Origin of the sequence: Pseudomonas poae RE*1-1-14 (assembly GCF_000336465.1) — a bacterium.
GTDB classification, from domain to species: Bacteria; Pseudomonadota; Gammaproteobacteria; order Pseudomonadales; family Pseudomonadaceae; genus Aquipseudomonas; species Aquipseudomonas poae.
The window spans coordinates 2,270,557-2,287,674 of record NC_020209.1 but is presented as its reverse complement, the minus strand read 5'-3'; the positions used below and the strand labels follow the sequence as shown (position 1 = coordinate 2,287,674).

Sequence of the window (17,118 nt, the reverse complement as noted above, 5' to 3'; positions counted from 1 at the left end):
GCCGAGGGTGGCCTTGACCTTGCGGATGATCAGCAACGACACCAGCACGCTCAAGACAATCGCCACGGCGCTGGCCAACAGCATCAACACCGCGAAATTGCTCGCTGCGCTCTGCACCGAGTCAAGCTGGTGCCGAATCCGCGCCTCTTCAAAATCGATCAACGCATTGACGCGTTTGAGCCACTCGGAATAGAGATCTGAGCTCTGCGCCAGCAACAGCGCCTGTGCGCCAGCGATGTCATTGGCGCGGCGCAGGCTGATGACGCGCTCCGAGGATGCCAGGGTCTGTGTCTCGATGGCCTTGATATCGCTCAGCAGTCGGGCTTCCTCGGTGCTGGCGCCGCCGTTGCCGAACAGACGATCAAGCGGCACGGCGGCGTCCTGGTAGTCGCGCTTGAGCTGGTCGATCTCGGCCAGGTGCCGATTGAGCGCGGTCTCGTCGGTGACCAGTACCGCATCGCGAATGGCAATGGCGCGGTTATGCACGCTGCCGCGGAAATTAATGGCATAGCGCTGAGCCACGGCGGCTTTTTCGGCAACGTCCTTGAGCGTGCTGTCGATAAAGCCCACGCGCTGGATACCCACGGCGGTAATCAGCACCAGCAATGACAGGGTGGAAGCGAAGCCCAGGCCGATACGCATCGCCAACGAGACAGGTTTTTTCATGTGAGGCTCGATTCCAGAGGTATGGGAGGTGATGGCTAATAGCTATCCCAGGCGTGGAATCTACTCACCCGCAACCGGCGCGTCCAATCAGTAATTCGAGCACCTGTCATTGATCAAATCGATCAAGCGCGCGAATATTGGATCCACATACGGTATAACCTCGGGATGCGTTAGTTCTTCGAGGCACCGTTTTTCATGCAAAACCTTGTGCAACGCCCACTGTGGCAAACCTACCTGTTCTTTCTCGCACCGATGGTGCTGTCCAATTTCCTGCAAAGCTTCTCCGGCACGCTCAACGGCATTTATGTCGGGCAGATGCTCGGCACCCAGGCGCTGGCCGCAGTGTCGGGAATGTTTCCCATCGTGTTCTTCTTCATTGCACTGGTGATCGGCCTGGGGGCGGGCGCTTCGGTATTGATCGGCCAGGCCTGGGGGGCTGGCGAGACGGGAGTGGTCAAGGTCATCACCGGTGCCACGCTGACCCTCGGCGCGCTGGTCGGGGTGATCGCGGCGGTGCTGGGCAGCCTGTTTGCACGTCCTGCGTTGCAGGCGCTGGGCACGCCGCTGGACGTGCTCGACGACGCGGTGGGTTACGCGCAGGTCATGATGTTGATCATGCCGCTGCTGCTGGTGTTCATCCTTTATACCCAGTTGCTGCGCGGGGTCAGCGATACGGTATCGCCGTTGCTGGCGCTGATGGTCTCGACCCTGACGGGCCTGCTGCTGACCCCCGCGTTGATTCGCGGCTGGATCGGCCTGCCGCCCTTGGGCATCCAGAGCGCGGTGTATGCGGGGCTGGTGGGCAACACCCTGGCGATGCTGTTTCTGATCCTGCGTCTGCGCCATAAAAAACATGTGATGGCGCCGGATCGCCAATTGCTCGCGGCGTTGCGCCTGGACCGGACGATCCTCGGCAAGGTGCTGCGCATCGGCCTGCCGACCGGGTTGCAGATGGTGGTGCTGTCGTTGTCGGAGCTGGTGATTCTGGCGCTGGTTAACGGCCACGGTTCCCAAGCCACGGCGGCCTATGGCGCGGTAACGCAGATCGTCAACTACGTGCAGTTCCCGGCATTGTCGATTGCCATCACCGCCTCGATCCTGGGCGCTCAGGCGATTGGCGCTGGGCGTGTGGAGCGCATCGGCCCGATTCTGCGCGCCGGACTGTTGATCAATACCTGCCTGACCGGTGGCCTGATCGTACTGGGTTACGGCCTGTCGCATTGGTTGCTGGGGCTGTTCATCACCGACGACACCGCACGGGTCAATGCCGAACACCTGCTGCACATCATGCTGTGGAGCATCCTGGTGTTCGGTTTCCAGGCCGTGATCGGCGGGATCATGCGCGCCAGCGGCGTGGTGCTGATGCCGGTGGTGATTTCGATTGTCTGCGTGCTGTTTGTCGAGTTGCCGGTGGCTTACCTGCTCAATGCGCACTTCGGCCTCGAAGGCGTGTGGATGGCGTTTCCGGTGACCTACCTGATGATGCTTGCCCTGCAGATCGCCTATTACCGGTTGGTGTGGCGCAACAAGCAGATCAAGCGGTTGATCTGATAAGGGGGTTGCCGCCAGCTCCGGCTGGCGGCCAGGTCAGTCAACCAATGGCCGGGCAGGGCGCCTTGCCGTGCTGTTGCAGAAACTCGTTCAATGCTTGCCGGGTCAGGTCGTTGAGCGTGACTTTCTTGCGGGTGGCCTCAAGCGCCGCCGCCAGGTGCAGGTCATGCCCGACCCGCACATTGAACGACCCCTTGCAGGGTTTTTCCGGCGTTTGCCCAAGCGCCTGGCAGGTGGCGAGATAATCGTCCACCGCCTCCTGAAACGCCGCGTCCAGCTCGGCGACTGTCTTGCCTTCGTAACTCAACAACGCCTTGATGAAGAGGACTTTGCCGTACAGGCAGTTGTCTTCGAGGCTGGCTTCGATAGAGCCGATGTAGCCCTTGTGTTTCAGTTGGTTGTTCACTGAATCAGGTCTCCTGATTTCAATTGTTCGATGATCTGGCGCCGAATGTAATGCTTCAGTTCGTTGCCGGGGTGAGGCTTGTGCAAGGTGATCATTGCCGTCGGGTCGCCGATGTCGAACTTGACGCGGCTTCCAGCCCCTTCCAGTTGTGTGTAACCGAGACGACGCAATAGCGTGACGAGCTCGGGCCAGGTAAAGGCCATGTGCTCGTTGAGCAATTTGGCCAGCAGCTTTTCATTTTTGGACACGGCGATCCTTGCCTGTAACTAAATGTAGTTGCAAAAAGTGGTGTACGTCAATGCTAGCTCGGGTTCGCAATGCTTTCCTGCGATTGATGTAACCCTTGATGACAGCGCGCTGCCGCCTTCGCCTCCCCACGCTAATTTTTCCCTTCCCGGTTCGTTTTATAGGGACGACGCGCCTTTGTGCTTCCCGCCTATTGCTCCGGACCCTTTGAAATGAATGCTGAAGACTCCTTGAAACTTGCTCGCCGGTTTATCGGGTTGCCCCTGGAAAAACGCCAGCTGTTCCTGCAGGCGTTGCAGAAGGAAGGGGTGGATTTTTCCCGGTTTCCAATCCCGGCAGGCGTGGAGGCGCAAGACCGTCAGGCGCTATCCTACGCGCAGCAGCGCATGTGGTTTCTGTGGCGGTTGGACCCGGCCAGCGGCGCCTACAACCTGCCCGGTGCGGTGCGGCTCAAGGGCGCGCTGAGTGTGCCCGCGATGGAGCAGGCCTTCGCCAGTCTGATCGCGCGCCACGAAACCCTGCGCACGGTGTTCCAGCGTCAGGCCGACGAGCGCCTGCTGCAGGTCGCCGTCGAACCGTCGTTGGTGATTGAACAGTCGGACCTCAGCGGCCTGGCGCCCGCTGCGCGCGAACAGGCGGTCGCCGCGGCGGCCACCGCTCAATCGCTGCTGCCCTTCAATCTGGAAACCGGCCCTTTGCTGCGCGTGCAATTGCTCAGGCTCGACGCCGGGGAGCACGTCCTGCTGCTGACCCTGCACCACATCGTCTCCGATGGCTGGTCGATGAACGTGTTGATCGACGAGTTCATCCGTTTCTACGACTCCCATGAACGCAACGAGACGCCGCAACTGTCGGCGCTGCCGATCCAGTACAGCGACTACGCCCTGTGGCAGCGCCGCTGGCTGGAAGCCGGGGAGCAGGCCCGCCAGCTCAATTACTGGCAGGCGCGTCTGGGCGATGAGCACCCGGTGCTGGAATTGCCCACCGATCGCCCGCGCCCGGCGATGCCGAGCTACCAGGGCACACGCCACGCTTTCGCGATTGACCCCGCGCTGGCCGCCCAACTGCGCCGCTGCGCACAAACACACAACGTGACCCTGTTCATGCTGTTGCTCGGTGCGTTCAACGTGCTGCTGCATCGCTACACCGGCCAGGGCGACATTCGCGTCGGCGTGCCGATTGCCAACCGTAACCGCAATGAGGTCGAAGGGCTGATCGGCTTCTTCGTCAACACCCAGGTGCTGCGCACCGAACTGACCGGACAGACACGCATCGGCGAGTTGCTGCAAGGCATCAAGGAGCATGCGCTCGGCGCCCAGGCGCATCAGGAGTTGCCGTTCGAGCGCCTGGTGGAAGCGCTCAAGGTGGAGCGCAGCCTCAGCCACACGCCGCTGTTCCAGGTGATGTACAACCATCAGCCGGTGGTGGCCGATATTGCATCGGTGAGTACCGCTTCGGGCCTGGCGCTGTCCGAGGTGGAATGGCAGGGCCGCACCACTCAGTTCGACCTGAGCCTGGACACCTGGGAAAAGTCCGGCACCCTGCATGCCGCGCTGACCTACGCCAATGATCTGTTCGACGCGCCGACCATCGAGCGCATGGCGCGGCACTGGATCAGCCTGTTGCAGGCCATGGTCAGTGACGGCGAGCAACGTGTCGGCGAATTGCCGATGCTCGATGAGGACGAGCAAAACCTGCTGGTGCAGGCCTGGAACCAGACCGCCGAAGCTTACCCCAGCGAACGCGCGCTGCATCAGCTGATCGCCGAACAGGTGCAGCGCACGCCGCACGCGCCCGCGCTGGTGTTCGGCGCCACCACCTTGACCTATACCGAACTCGACAGCCGCGCCAACCAGTTGGCCAACGCCCTGCGCGAGCGCAGTGTTGGTCCGGATGTGCTGGTGGGTATCTGCGTCGAGCGCTCCGTCGAGATGGTGGTGGGCCTGCTGGCGATCCTCAAGGCCGGTGGCGCGTACGTGCCGCTGGACCCGGAGTATCCGCGCGAGCGCCTGGCCTACATGATCGAAGACAGCGGCGTCGCGCTGCTGCTCACTCAAGATGCCCTGCTGACGTTGCTGCCAACGGACGGCCTGCAGGTCATCGTGCTGGACGCTGCGCTGAGCGGTTTCGACACCTGCAGTGCGCAAGCTCCCCAGGTCGACACCGATGCGCTGAACCTTGCCTATGTGATCTACACCTCCGGTTCCACCGGCAAGCCCAAGGGCGCGGGCAACAGCCATCGCGCGCTGGTCAACCGCTTGTGCTGGATGCAACAGGCCTATCGCCTGGACGCCAGTGACGCGGTCCTGCAGAAAACCCCGTTCAGCTTCGACGTATCGGTGTGGGAATTCTTCTGGCCACTGATGACGGGCGCACGCCTGGTGGTCGCTGCTCCCGGGGAACACCGCGAGCCCGCGCGGCTGATCGAGACCATTGGCCGGCACGCCATTACCACCCTGCATTTCGTACCGTCGATGCTGCAGGCGTTTATCCATGAGCCAGGCGTGCAAGCCTGCGCCAGCCTCAAACGTATCGTGTGCAGCGGCGAAGCCCTGGCGCTGGACGCGCAGCAGCAGGTGTTCGCCCGGCTGCCGGCGGCAGCCTTGTACAACCTGTACGGCCCCACCGAAGCCGCCATCGACGTGACCCACTGGACCTGCGTCGACGAGGGCGCCGACAGCGTGCCCATCGGTCGCCCGATTGCCAACCTCGCCACCTACGTGCTCGATGCCCAACTCAACCCGGTGCCTGCCGGCGTGTCCGGTGAGCTGTACCTGGGCGGCATCGGTCTGGCGCGCAGTTACCACCGGCGCCCGGGGTTGACCGCCGAGCGTTTTGTGCCCAGCCCGTTCACCGCAGGCGAGCGCCTGTACCGCACCGGCGACCGCGTGCGCCAGCGTGCCGATGGCGTGATCGACTACCTCGGCCGCCTCGACCATCAGGTCAAGCTGCGCGGTCTGCGCATCGAGCTGGGCGAAATCGAAACCCGCCTCCTGCAACACCCGCAGGTGCGTGAAGCCGTAGTGTTGGTACAAGGCGGCAAACAGCTGGTGGCCTGGCTGGTAGCGGAGGGCGAAGCGCCTACCGATCTCAACACCTGGCTGCTCGGCAGCCTGCCCGACTACATGGTGCCCACTCACTTTGTGCACCTGAGCAAGCTACCGGTGACCGCCAATGGCAAGCTCGACCGCAAGGCATTGCCGGTGCCGGACGCCACGCCGCAACACGTCTTTGTCCCAGCGGAAAACGCCCTGCAAAAGACCCTGGCGGCGATCTGGGCCGACGTGCTCGGCGTGGAACAGGTCGGCCTTGACGACAACTTCTTCGAACTGGGCGGCGACTCGATCATCTCCATCCAGGTAGTCAGCCGCGCGCGCCAGGCGGGAATTCGCCTTAGCCCGCGCGACCTGTTCCAGTATCAGAGCGTGCGCAGCCTCGCGCTCGTGGCAAGCGTCGAGCCGGTCAGCCTGATTGACCAGGGCCCGGTACAAGGCGAGGTGCGCCTGACCCCGGTGCAGCAGCACTTTTTCGCCCAGGCGATCCCGGCGCGTCACCACTGGAACCAGTCCTTGTTGCTGACCCCGCGCGAAACCCTCGCGCCTGCTCGTCTTGAAGCAGCGCTGACGCAGTTGATCAATCATCACGACGCCTTGCGCCTGCGCTTTGTGCCGCAGGCCGACGGCTGGGCGCAAAGCCACGCAACGCCGGTCGCTGAAGCGGCGCTGTGGCAATCCCAGGCCAACAGCGATGCTGAACTGGCCGCCTTGTGCGATGAAGCCCAGCGCAGTCTCGACCTGGCGCACGGCCCGCTGCTGCGCGCAGCCCTGTTGAACATGGCCGATGGCACCCAGCGGTTGCTGCTGGTGATCCACCACCTGGTGGTGGACGGCGTGTCTTGGCGCATCCTGCTGGAAGACCTGCAACAGGCCTACCGTGATGCCGCGCTGCCGGCCAAAACCAGTGCCTATCAGCACTGGGCACGACATCTGCACGACCATGCGCAAACGCTCAACGAACAACTGCCGTACTGGCAGGCGCAAACCGTCGACACCGAGCTGCCTTGCGACCACCCCGAAGGTGGCCTGCAGAACCGTCTGGGCAGCAAGATCGAAGTACGTCTTGACGCCGAGCACACGCGCCAACTTCTGCAAGACGCCCCGGCTGCCTACCGCACCCAGGTCAACGACCTGCTGCTGACCGCGCTGGCGCGTGTCATCAGCCGTTGGAGCGAGCAACCGGCCGCGTTGATTCAACTGGAAGGCCATGGCCGCGAAGACCTGTTCGATAGCCTCGACCTGAGCCGCACGGTCGGCTGGTTCACCAGCCTGTTTCCGCTGCGGCTGGAGGCGGGCGGTGAGTTATCCGGCGCGATCAAGGCGGTCAAGGAGCAACTGCGTGCTGTGCCCGACAAAGGCATCGGCTATGGCCTGTTGCGCTACCTGGGCACGCCCGACGCTGGCGCTGCCTTGTCGAACTTGGCCGCGCCGCGCATCACCTTCAATTACCTGGGCCAGTTCGATCGCCAGTTCGATGAGTCGGCACTGTTCGTTCCGGCCAACCAGGGCAGTGGCCAGGCCCAGGACTCCGAGGCGCCGCTGGCCAACTGGTTGACGGTGGAAGGGCAGGTGTACGGCGGTGAACTGGCGTTGCAATGGGGCTTCAGTTGCGAGATGTTCGACGCGGCAACCATCCAGCGTCTGGCGGATGAATACGCCGTCGAACTCAAGGCCTTGATCGCCCATTGCTGTGCCACGCCTGCCGGGCAAGTCACGCCGTCGGACTTCCCGCTGGCGCGCCTCAGCCAGCAGCAGTTGGATGCGTTGCCAGTGCCAGGGCCGGCCATCGCTGACCTGTATCCGTTGTCGCCGATGCAACAGGGCATGCTGTTCCATACCCTCTATGAACCCGAGGCGCAGGCCTACATCAACCAGTTGCGCCTGGACATCGAAGGCCTCGACCTGCTGAAGTTCGGACGTGCCTGGCAGGCTGCGCTGGATCGCCACGACATCCTGCGCAGCAGCTTCCACTGGCTGGGCCTGGACAGTGCCCATCAGTTGGTCCAGCGCCAGGTCGACTTGCAATTGCAGGTGATCGAAGACCCGGACGCCGACGTCGATGCGCTGGCCGATGCCGAGCGCGAGCAGGGCTTCGTGCTCGACCGCGTGCCGCTGTTCCGTCTGCTACTGGTGCGTCGCGCCGGGATCGCCTGGCACTTCATTTTCACCAGCCACCACATCCTGATGGACGGCTGGAGCAACGCCCAACTGCTCGGCGAAGTCATTGCCCATTACGCGGGCCACGCCGTGCCTGCGCCGTTGGGACAGTTCGGCGATTACCTCGGCTGGCTGCAACAGCAGGCGTCGGGCGAAACGTTCTGGAAAGCCGCCCTTGCGCCCGTGCAGGCACCGACCCTGCTGGCCGATGCGCTGCGTGCGCCGGCGGACGGCGCGGGCATGGCCGACCATCAGGTGGTGCTCGGCAGCGAGTTCACCGCCGCCCTTGGCGCTTTCGCCCGCCAGCATAAAGTGACCCTCAACACCGTACTGCAAGGCGCCTGGAGCCTGTTGCTGCAACGCTACACCGGCCAGGATTGCGTGGTGTTTGGCGCCACGGTCGCCGGGAGGTCCGCGCCGCTGCCGGGCATCGAGCAGCAACTGGGCCTGTTCATCAATACCCTGCCGATCATCAGTGCGGCCTCGCCAGCCCAGTCGACAGGCGCGTGGCTGGGCGAGTTGCAGGCACTCAACCTCAGCCTTCGCGACCACGAACAGGTGCCGCTCTACAACATCCAGGGCTGGGCCGGCCAACAGGGTGGGGCGCTGTTCGACACGCTGCTGGTGTTCGAAAACTTCCCGGTCGCCGAAGCACTCAAGCAGGGCGCGCCTGCCGGCCTGACCTTCGGGCCACTGCACAACCGCGAGCGCACCAGCTACCCGCTGACGCTGGGCATCGAACTGGGCGACAGCCTGCGTTTGGAATTGAGCTATGAGCGCGCGCGCTTCAGTGCTGCGCAGGTGGCGCGATTGAGCGCCAACCTGCAGCACCTGCTGGGGCAAATGATGGCTGATGCCGACAGGCCGCTGGGCAGTCTGCAACTGCTGGACGCCAACGCGCAGCGCGAAATGCTCGTCCTCAGCCAGCAGCCCGGTGCAGCCCCGCACCCTCTGCGGGTGCACGAGCGCATCGCCGCCCAGGCCCTGGCCACGCCGTTCGCCCTCGCCGTGCAGGCGGGCAACGAGCGCCTGGACTACGCCGCACTCAATGCGCGGGCCAACCGCCTGGCGCACCGTTTGCTGGAACTGGGCGCAGGTCCGGGACACAGGGTGGGATTGGCGTCGCGGCGCGGCCCACAGCTCATTGTCAGCCTGCTGGCGGTGCTCAAAAGCGGCGCCGGCTATGTACCGTTGGACCCTAGTTACCCGGCCGAGCGTCTGGCCTACATGCTGAGGGACAGTCGTCTGGACCTGTTGCTCAGCGAAACCGGCCTGCTGGCCGAGTTGCCGTTGCCGTCAGGGTTGACGCGCCTGACATTCAGCGCCAGCGGTGATGAGCTGGGCGATTATCCGTCAACCAATCCGCCCAACCATGCGCAGGCCGCCGACCTCGCCTATGTGATCTACACCTCTGGCTCCACTGGTCAGCCCAAGGGCGTGGCCATTGATCACGCCGCCCTCGGTCAGTTCTGCGACAGTGCCCACTGCTACAGCCAGCTGAGTGAAGAAGACCGCGTGCTGCAATTTGCCACGTTCAGCTTCGACGGCTTTGTCGAGCAGTGCTACCCGCCGCTGTGCGCGGGCGCGGCACTGATCATGCGCGGCGACGAGCTCTGGGACGCCGGGCAACTGGCGCGGGAAATCGTCGACCAGGGCGTGACCCTGGCCGACTTGCCCGCCGCTTACTGGTATTTGCTCGCCAAGGAGTGCGCTGCGCAGCGGCGCTCTCTGGGCAACCTGCGCCAAGTGCATGTGGGCGGGGAAGCCATGGCCGTGGAAGGCGTGCGCGCCTGGCATGCGGCCGGGCTGGGCGCTGTGCGCTTGCTCAACACCTACGGGCCGACCGAGGCCACGGTGGTGTCCAGCGTGCATGACTGCCAGTTGACCGACGCCGGCGACGCGTTTGGCGTGCCGATTGGCCGTGCAATTGCGGGTCGTGCGTTATACGTGCTCGACAGCGGTTTCGAGTTGCTCGCCACCGACGGCGTCGGCGAGTTGTGCATCGGTGCACACGCTGGCCTTGCCCAGGGCTATTTCCAGCGTCCGGCGCTGACCGCCGAACGCTTCCTGCCGGACCCGTTTTCCAGTGTCCCCGGTGCGCGGCTCTACCGCAGCGGCGACTTGGCCCGTTACACCGAGGCCGGTGCGCTGGAGTACGTGGGGCGCATCGACCATCAAGTGAAGATTCGCGGTTTCCGGATCGAGATGGGCGAAATCGAGGCCGGCCTGCAAGCCTTGCCGCAGGTGCGTGAAGCGGCTGTGCTGGCCCTGCCGGGCGCGACCGGTGCGCAGCTGGTGGCGTATGTCGTCGCAACCGAGGCACACAGCCTGGACACCCAGGCGCTGGCGGCGACCCTGCGCCGCTCATTGCCGGACTACATGGTGCCCGTGCAGTGGGTGGTCCTCGACGCCTTGCCGCTGAACATCAATGGCAAGCTGGATCGCCGCGCACTGCCGGCACCGGATCTGAACCTGACGCTGCAGGCTTACCGTGCACCGCAAAGCCCGCTGCAACAGCGCTTGGCCGGAATCTGGCAGACCGTATTGCAAGTTGAACAGGTGGGCCTCGATGACCACTTCTTCGAGCGCGGCGGTCATTCATTACTCGCCACCCAGGTGGTCTCGCGGGTGCGCCACGAACTGGCGCTGGAAGTGCCGTTGCGGGCGTTGTTCGAACAGCCGACGCTGGAAGCCTTCGCCCTGGCCTGCGCCGGCTTGCAGGCCGATACGGCACCGGCTCTGACGGCCGTTGATCGTGATCAACCGCTGGCCCTGTCGTTCGCCCAGGAACGCCAGTGGTTCCTTTGGCAACTGGACCCCACCAGCGCCGCCTACCACGTGCCCATTGCGCTGCACCTGCGCGGTCAACTGGATACAGCGGCCCTTGAGCGCGCCCTGCAGTGCCTGGTTCAACGCCACGAGCCACTGCGCACCACCTTTGTGGAGGAGGGCGAGCGTACCTGGCAGATGATTCACCCCTCTTTCGCCATGCCGATCGAACGACAACCCATCGACGCCCAGGCGCTCGAGCAGGCCGTGACGCAGGAAATCCAGCGGCCCTTCGACCTGCGCAACGGCCCGCTGATGCGGGTGAAACTGCTGGAAATCGACGCCGAGCACCAGGTGCTGGTGATCACCCAGCATCACATCATCTCCGACGGCTGGTCGATGCACGTGATGGTGGACGAGCTGGTGGCGCTGTATCAGGGCCAGGCGCAACGGCCGGCGTTGCCGCTCCAGTACGCCGACTATGCGCAGTGGCAGCGCGACTGGATGGCCGCCGGTGAGCAGCAGCGCCAGCTCGATTACTGGTGCGCGACGCTGGGCAGCGAGCATCCGTTGCTGGAACTGCCGCTGGACCACCCGCGCCCGGCGGTGCAAAGCCATCGCGGTGCGCGTCGGCAGATTCACCTGGACACTGCGCTGGTGACCGAACTCAAGGCACTCGCCCAGCGTCAGGACGTGACGCTGTTCATGTTGCTGCTGGCGTCGTTCCAGACTTTGCTGCATCGCTACAGCGGGCAGACCGAGGTGCGCGTCGGGGTGCCGATCGCCAACCGCAACCGCCTGGAAACCGAGCGCCTGATCGGCTTTTTCGTCAACACCCAGGTACTCCAGGCCAACCTGCATGGGCAGATGCCATTCGACCAGTTGCTCGCCCAGGTCAAGCAACGAGCTCTGCAAGCCCAGGCCCATCAGGACCTGCCGTTCGAGCAGTTGGTTGAAGCGCTGCAACCGGCGCGCAGCCTCAGCCACAACCCGCTGTTCCAGGTGATGTTCAATCACCAGGACAACCGGCGCACCGCCCCGCTGCAATTGGCCGGGCTGGACCTGCAGCCGGTGGACTGGGCAGCTCACACCACCCAATTTGACCTCAACCTGGAAACCGAAGAGTCCGCCGATGGCCTGTGGGCTTCGCTGACCTACGCCACCGACCTGTTCCTGCCCGCGACCGTGGAGCGCATGGCCGAGCACTGGCACACCCTGCTGCGTGCGGTGGTGCGCGATGCGTCCCAGGCCCTGGATGAACTGACCCTGCTCAGCGCACCGCAGTGCCGGCAAATACTCGAAGACTGGAACCGCACGCAGGTCGACTACCCGCGCGAGCGCTGCGTGCACTCGTTGTTCGAGGCACACGCGCTGGCGCAGCCGGACGCGACCGCCGTGCAATTCAACGGCGACGCCTTGAGCTACGGTGAACTCAACCGCCGTGCCAACGGCCTGGCCCATCGCCTGATCGCGGCGGGCGTGGGCCCTGACGTGCTGGTGGCCGTGCATGTCGAGCGTTCGCTTCAGATGGTGGTCGGCCTGCTGGCGATCCTCAAGGCCGGTGGCGCCTATGTACCGTTGGACCCGCAATTCCCCGCCGACCGTCTGGCGTTCATGCTCGACGACAGCCGTGCCCGGGTGCTGCTGACCCAGCCGCCATTGCTCGGGCGCCTGCCGCTGCCCGACGGCGTGCAGGTGCTGACGATGGACTGCGCCGAGAGCGCCGAGCACAACCCGCAGGTCGAAGTGGCGCCGCAGCACCTGGCCTACGTGATCTACACCTCCGGCTCCACCGGCAAGCCAAAGGGCGTGATGGTGCCGCATCAGGCGCTGTGCAGCTTTGCCAGCGGCATGGCCGCTACTCTGGAGATCGGACGCGAGGCGCGGATGCTGTCGCTGACGACGTTCTCGTTCGACATTTTTGCCCTGGAGCTTTACGTGCCGTTGACCGTGGGCGCGACGGTGCTGCTCAGCGATCAGGACATGGCCCTCGATCCCGAAGCGATCATCGACATGGCCCATGATCAGGCTGCCACCGTGCTGCAAGCCACTCCGTCCAGCTGGCGCATGCTGCTGGAAAGCCCGCGGGCCCAGTTGTTGAATGGCATTCAGTGCCTGTGCGGCGGTGAAGCACTGCCGGTCGACCTGGCCCAGCGCATGCTCGATCTGCAAGGCCCGGTGTGGAACCTGTATGGCCCCACTGAAACCACTATCTGGTCGGCGGCGCATCGCCTGACCACCGCGCAGCCTTTTGTCGGGCGGCCGGTGGCCAATACCGCGCTGTTCATTCTCAATGCCGGGCTGACGCCAAGCCCGGTGGGTGCGGCAGGCGAACTGCTGATCGGCGGCGTCGGCCTGGCGCGCGGTTACCACGCGCGGCCGGCACTCACGGCCGAGCGTTTTGTGCCCAACCCCTACGGTGCGCCGGGCGAGCGCCTGTACCGCACCGGCGATTTGGCACGCTACCGCGCCGATGGCGTGGTGGCGTATATCGGTCGGGTCGATCATCAGGTGAAAGTGCGCGGTTTCCGTATCGAACTGGGCGAAATCGAAGCCTGTCTGCGCGAACAGGCCGGTGTGCGCGAGGCCGTGGTGCTGGCCGATAACGATCGCCTGATCGCGTATCTGGTGACCGCCCAACCGCAACCGCAGGCGTCCTATAAAGCCGCCCTGCGTGCACACTTGCCGGACTACATGGTGCCCGCGCAGGTGATGTTTCTCGACTGCCTGCCGCTGACCCCCAACGGCAAGCTCGACCGCAAGGCCCTGCCCAGGGTTGACGCCGCGCTGCCGAGCAAAGGCCATGTGCCGCCGGTCAGCGTGCGCGAGCAGCACGTCGCGGCGATCTGGGCCGAGGTCCTGGACGTGCCGCAGGTGGGTCTCGACGATCACTTCTTCGAGCTGGGTGGCCATTCGTTGCTGGCCACCCGCGTGGTCTCCCGCGTGCGCCAGGTACTGGCGCTGGAAGTGCCGCTCAAGCGCCTGTTCGAACAGCCGCTGCTGGGTGATTTCGTGCGGGCGCTGGGCGAGGAGGCGGTGCTCGCACCGCCGCTGGTCCCGGTTGACCGCAGCCAGCCGTTGCCATTGTCCTACGCCCAGGAACGCCAGTGGTTCCTCTGGCAACTGGACCCTGACAGCGCCGCCTACCACATCCCCAGCGCCCTGCGTTTGCGCGGTCCGCTGGATCTGGCCGCGTTGCAACGCAGTGTCGACACCTTGCTGGCGCGCCATGAAAGCCTGCGCACGCACCTGCGACAAGAGGGCGGCGCGACGGTGCAGGTCATCGAGGACTCGGGCCTGATCGATGTCGAAGTGAGCGACAGCGATGAAGCCCGCTTGAAAGCCGACGTTGCGCAGATCATCGGGCAGCCGTTCGATTTGCGGCAGGGGCCCGTGCTGCGGGTCAGGCTGCTGCGTCTGGCGGCCCATGAGCATGTGTTGGTGCTGGTACAGCACCACATCGTCTCCGATGGCTGGTCGATGCAATTGATGGTCGAGGAACTGGTGCAGATGTACGCCGCGTTCAGCCACGGCCGCACGCCGGACTTGCCGGCACTGCCGATCCAGTACGCCGACTATGCCGTGTGGCAACGTGACTGGATGCAGGCCGGCGAGAAAGCGCGTCAATTGGCATACTGGCGCGAGCAACTGGGTGGCTCGCAACCGGTGCTGGAATTGCCGTTCGATTACCTGCGCCCGGCCGTGCAAAGCCACCGTGGCGCGCGCCTGGGCATCGAGTTGCCGGCGCCGCTGCTGGCCGATTTACGCAGCCTGGCGCACAGCTGTGAAGTGACCCTGCCGATGCTGCTGCTGGCGTCTTATCAGGCCTTGCTACACCGCTACAGCGGTCAGGAAGACGTGCGCGTGGGCGTGCCGATTGCCAACCGCAATCGCGTGGAAACCGAAGGGCTGATCGGCTTTTTCGTCAACACCCAGGTACTCAAGGCCGATATCCACGGGCAGATGAGCGTCGAGCACCTGTTGCAGCAAACCCGCCAGCGCGCGCTGGAGGCCCAGGCTCATCAGGACCTGCCGTTCGAGCAACTGGTGGAGGCCTTGCAGCCCGAGCGCAGCCTGAGTCTGAGCCCGCTGTTCCAGGTGCTGTTCAACCATCGCCAGACGTCTGTCGACAGCCATTTGCAACGCCTGGACGACTTGAGTATCGAGGTGTTGAGCTGGGATGAAGACATTGCCCAGTTCGATCTGGCGCTGGACGTTGAAGAAAGCCAGCATGCGCTGCGCGCGTCCCTGAGTTACGCCACCGACCTGTTCGCGCCGGCGACCATCGAGCGCATGGCCGGCCACTGGCAGAACCTGTTGCGGGCGATGGTTGCCGACCGGCAACAGCCTATCGGCGCGCTCAATTTGCTGGATGCGGATGAGCAACAGCATATTCTTGATCTATGGAATCGCACCGACGCCGGCTTCCCGGCTGAGCGGCTGGTGCACGAACTGATCGCCGACCGCGCGCGGGAAACCCCGCAGGCGGTGGCGGTCAAGTTCGACGCGCAGACCCTGACCTACGGCGAACTCGACAGCCAGGCCAACCGCCTGGCCCATGCCTTGATCGCCCAGGGTATCGGCCCGGAAGTGCGGGTGGCGATTGCCATGCCGCGCAGTGCCGAGATCATGGTGGCGTTCCTCGCGGTAATGAAGGCCGGTGGCGTGTATGTGCCGCTGGATATCGAGTACCCGCGTGACCGATTGCTGTACATGCTGCAGGACAGCCGCGCACAACTGCTGCTGACGCATACCTGTGCGTTGCAGCAGTTGCCGGTTCCTGAGGGGGTCGCGACGCTGGCCATCGATCGCACCGAGGACTGGGCCGGTGACAGCGACACGGCACCGGTTGTCGCGCTGGAGGGCGACAACCTGGCCTATGTCATCTACACCTCGGGTTCCACCGGCATGCCCAAGGGTGTCGCGGTGGCGCACGGCCCGTTGGTGGCGCACATCATCGCCACCGGCGAGCGCTACGAAACCGGCCCGGCCGACTGTGAACTGCACTTCATGTCGTTCGCCTTCGACGGCTCACATGAGGGCTGGATGCACCCGCTGATCAATGGCGCCAGCGTGCTGATCCGCGATGACAGCCTGTGGCTGCCCGAATACACCTACCAGCAAATGCATCGTCACAGCGTGACGATGGCGGTGTTCCCGCCGGTGTACCTGCAACAACTGGCCGAGCATGCCGAGCGCGACGGCAATCCACCGGCCGTGCGGGTCTATTGCTTCGGCGGTGATGCCGTGGCGCAAGCCAGCTACGACCTGGCTTGGCGCGCGCTGAAACCCACCTACCTGTTCAACGGCTATGGCCCCACCGAGACCGTGGTCACGCCGCTGCTGTGGAAAGCGCGCCGGGGCGACCCGTGCGGCGCGGTCTACGCCCCCATCGGCACGTTGCTCGGCAATCGCAGCGGCTACGTGCTGGATGCGCAGTTGAACCTGCAGCCCATCGGCGTGGCCGGTGAGCTGTACCTGGGCGGGGAGGGTGTGGCCCGTGGTTACCTGGAGCGCCCGGCCCTCACTGCCGAACGCTTTGTGCCGGATCCGTTCGGTCAGCCCGGCAGTCGCGTCTATCGTAGCGGCGACCTCACCCGAGGGCGCGCCGATGGCGTGGTGGACTACCTCGGCCGTGTCGACCACCAGGTGAAAATCCGCGGTTTCCGTATCGAACTGGGCGAAATCGAAGCGCGCCTGCGCGAGCAGGCCAACGTCGGTGAAACCGTGGTGGTCGCCCAGGACGGCTCGACCGGCAAGCAACTGGTGGCCTACGTGGTGGAGGCAGAGGCGGTGGCCGACGAAGCCGCGTGGCGCGACACCCTGCGCCGCGCCTTGAAGGTGCGCTTGCCGGACTACATGGTGCCCGCGCACTTCGTGTTCCTCGCGCAGATGCCGCTGACCCCCAACGGCAAGCTCGACCGCAAGGGCCTGCCCGTGCCGGACGCCAGCCAGATGCAGCAGCGCTACGTGGCGCCGGTCAGCGAACTGGAACAGCAGATCGCTGCCATCTGGGCCGACATTCTGCACCTGCCGCAGGTGGGCCTGAACGACAACTTCTTCGAAGTGGGCGGGCATTCCCTGCTGGCGATCCAGATCACCTCGCGGGTCCAGGCCGAACTGGGCCTGGAAGTGCCGCTGATGGAGTTGTTCCAGACCGAATCGCTGCAGGCCTATGTGCAGGCCGCAGCCACTTTGCGTGCCGGCACCGTGGAAGATTTTGATGACCTTCGTGACTTTTTGAGCGAACTAGAGGCGATTTGACCC

The 17,118-nt window shown here is 64.6% G+C and carries 4 protein-coding genes and 1 pseudogene; 2 read left to right on the top strand and 3 right to left on the bottom strand.

What is annotated here, in order from left to right:
* Positions 1-207: 207 nt before the first annotated feature.
* Positions 208-642 (bottom strand): annotated as a pseudogene (locus H045_RS25805) (MCP four helix bundle domain-containing protein); the annotation flags it as partial.
* Between the two features lie 219 nt (positions 643-861).
* Here H045_RS25805 and H045_RS09835 point away from each other — a divergent pair.
* Entirely contained in the window at positions 862-2,217 is a 1,356-nt protein-coding gene (locus H045_RS09835; RefSeq protein WP_015372256.1) for an MATE family efflux transporter, read from the top strand.
* A 40-nt stretch (positions 2,218-2,257) separates the two neighbouring features.
* Here the strand turns inward: H045_RS09835 and H045_RS09830 are convergent, their stop codons facing one another.
* Together H045_RS09830 and H045_RS09825 are read right to left on the bottom strand one after the other, a co-directional pair.
* Entirely contained in the window at positions 2,258-2,623 is a 366-nt protein-coding gene (locus H045_RS09830) for a type II toxin-antitoxin system HicB family antitoxin (RefSeq protein WP_015372255.1), read from the bottom strand.
* Positions 2,620-2,871, bottom strand: coding sequence for a type II toxin-antitoxin system HicA family toxin (locus H045_RS09825; protein ID WP_015372254.1), 252 nt, complete (start codon positions 2,869-2,871; stop codon positions 2,620-2,622). The genes H045_RS09830 and H045_RS09825 overlap by 4 nt, the downstream gene beginning before the upstream one ends.
* A 210-nt stretch (positions 2,872-3,081) precedes the next feature.
* Here H045_RS09825 and H045_RS09820 point away from each other — a divergent pair, with 210 nt between their 5' ends.
* Positions 3,082-17,115 carry a non-ribosomal peptide synthase/polyketide synthase gene (locus tag H045_RS09820; protein WP_015372253.1) on the top strand — a complete coding sequence of 4,678 codons (14,034 nt, stop codon included), beginning with the start codon at positions 3,082-3,084 and terminating at the stop codon, positions 17,113-17,115.
* Positions 17,116-17,118 lie beyond the last annotated feature (3 nt).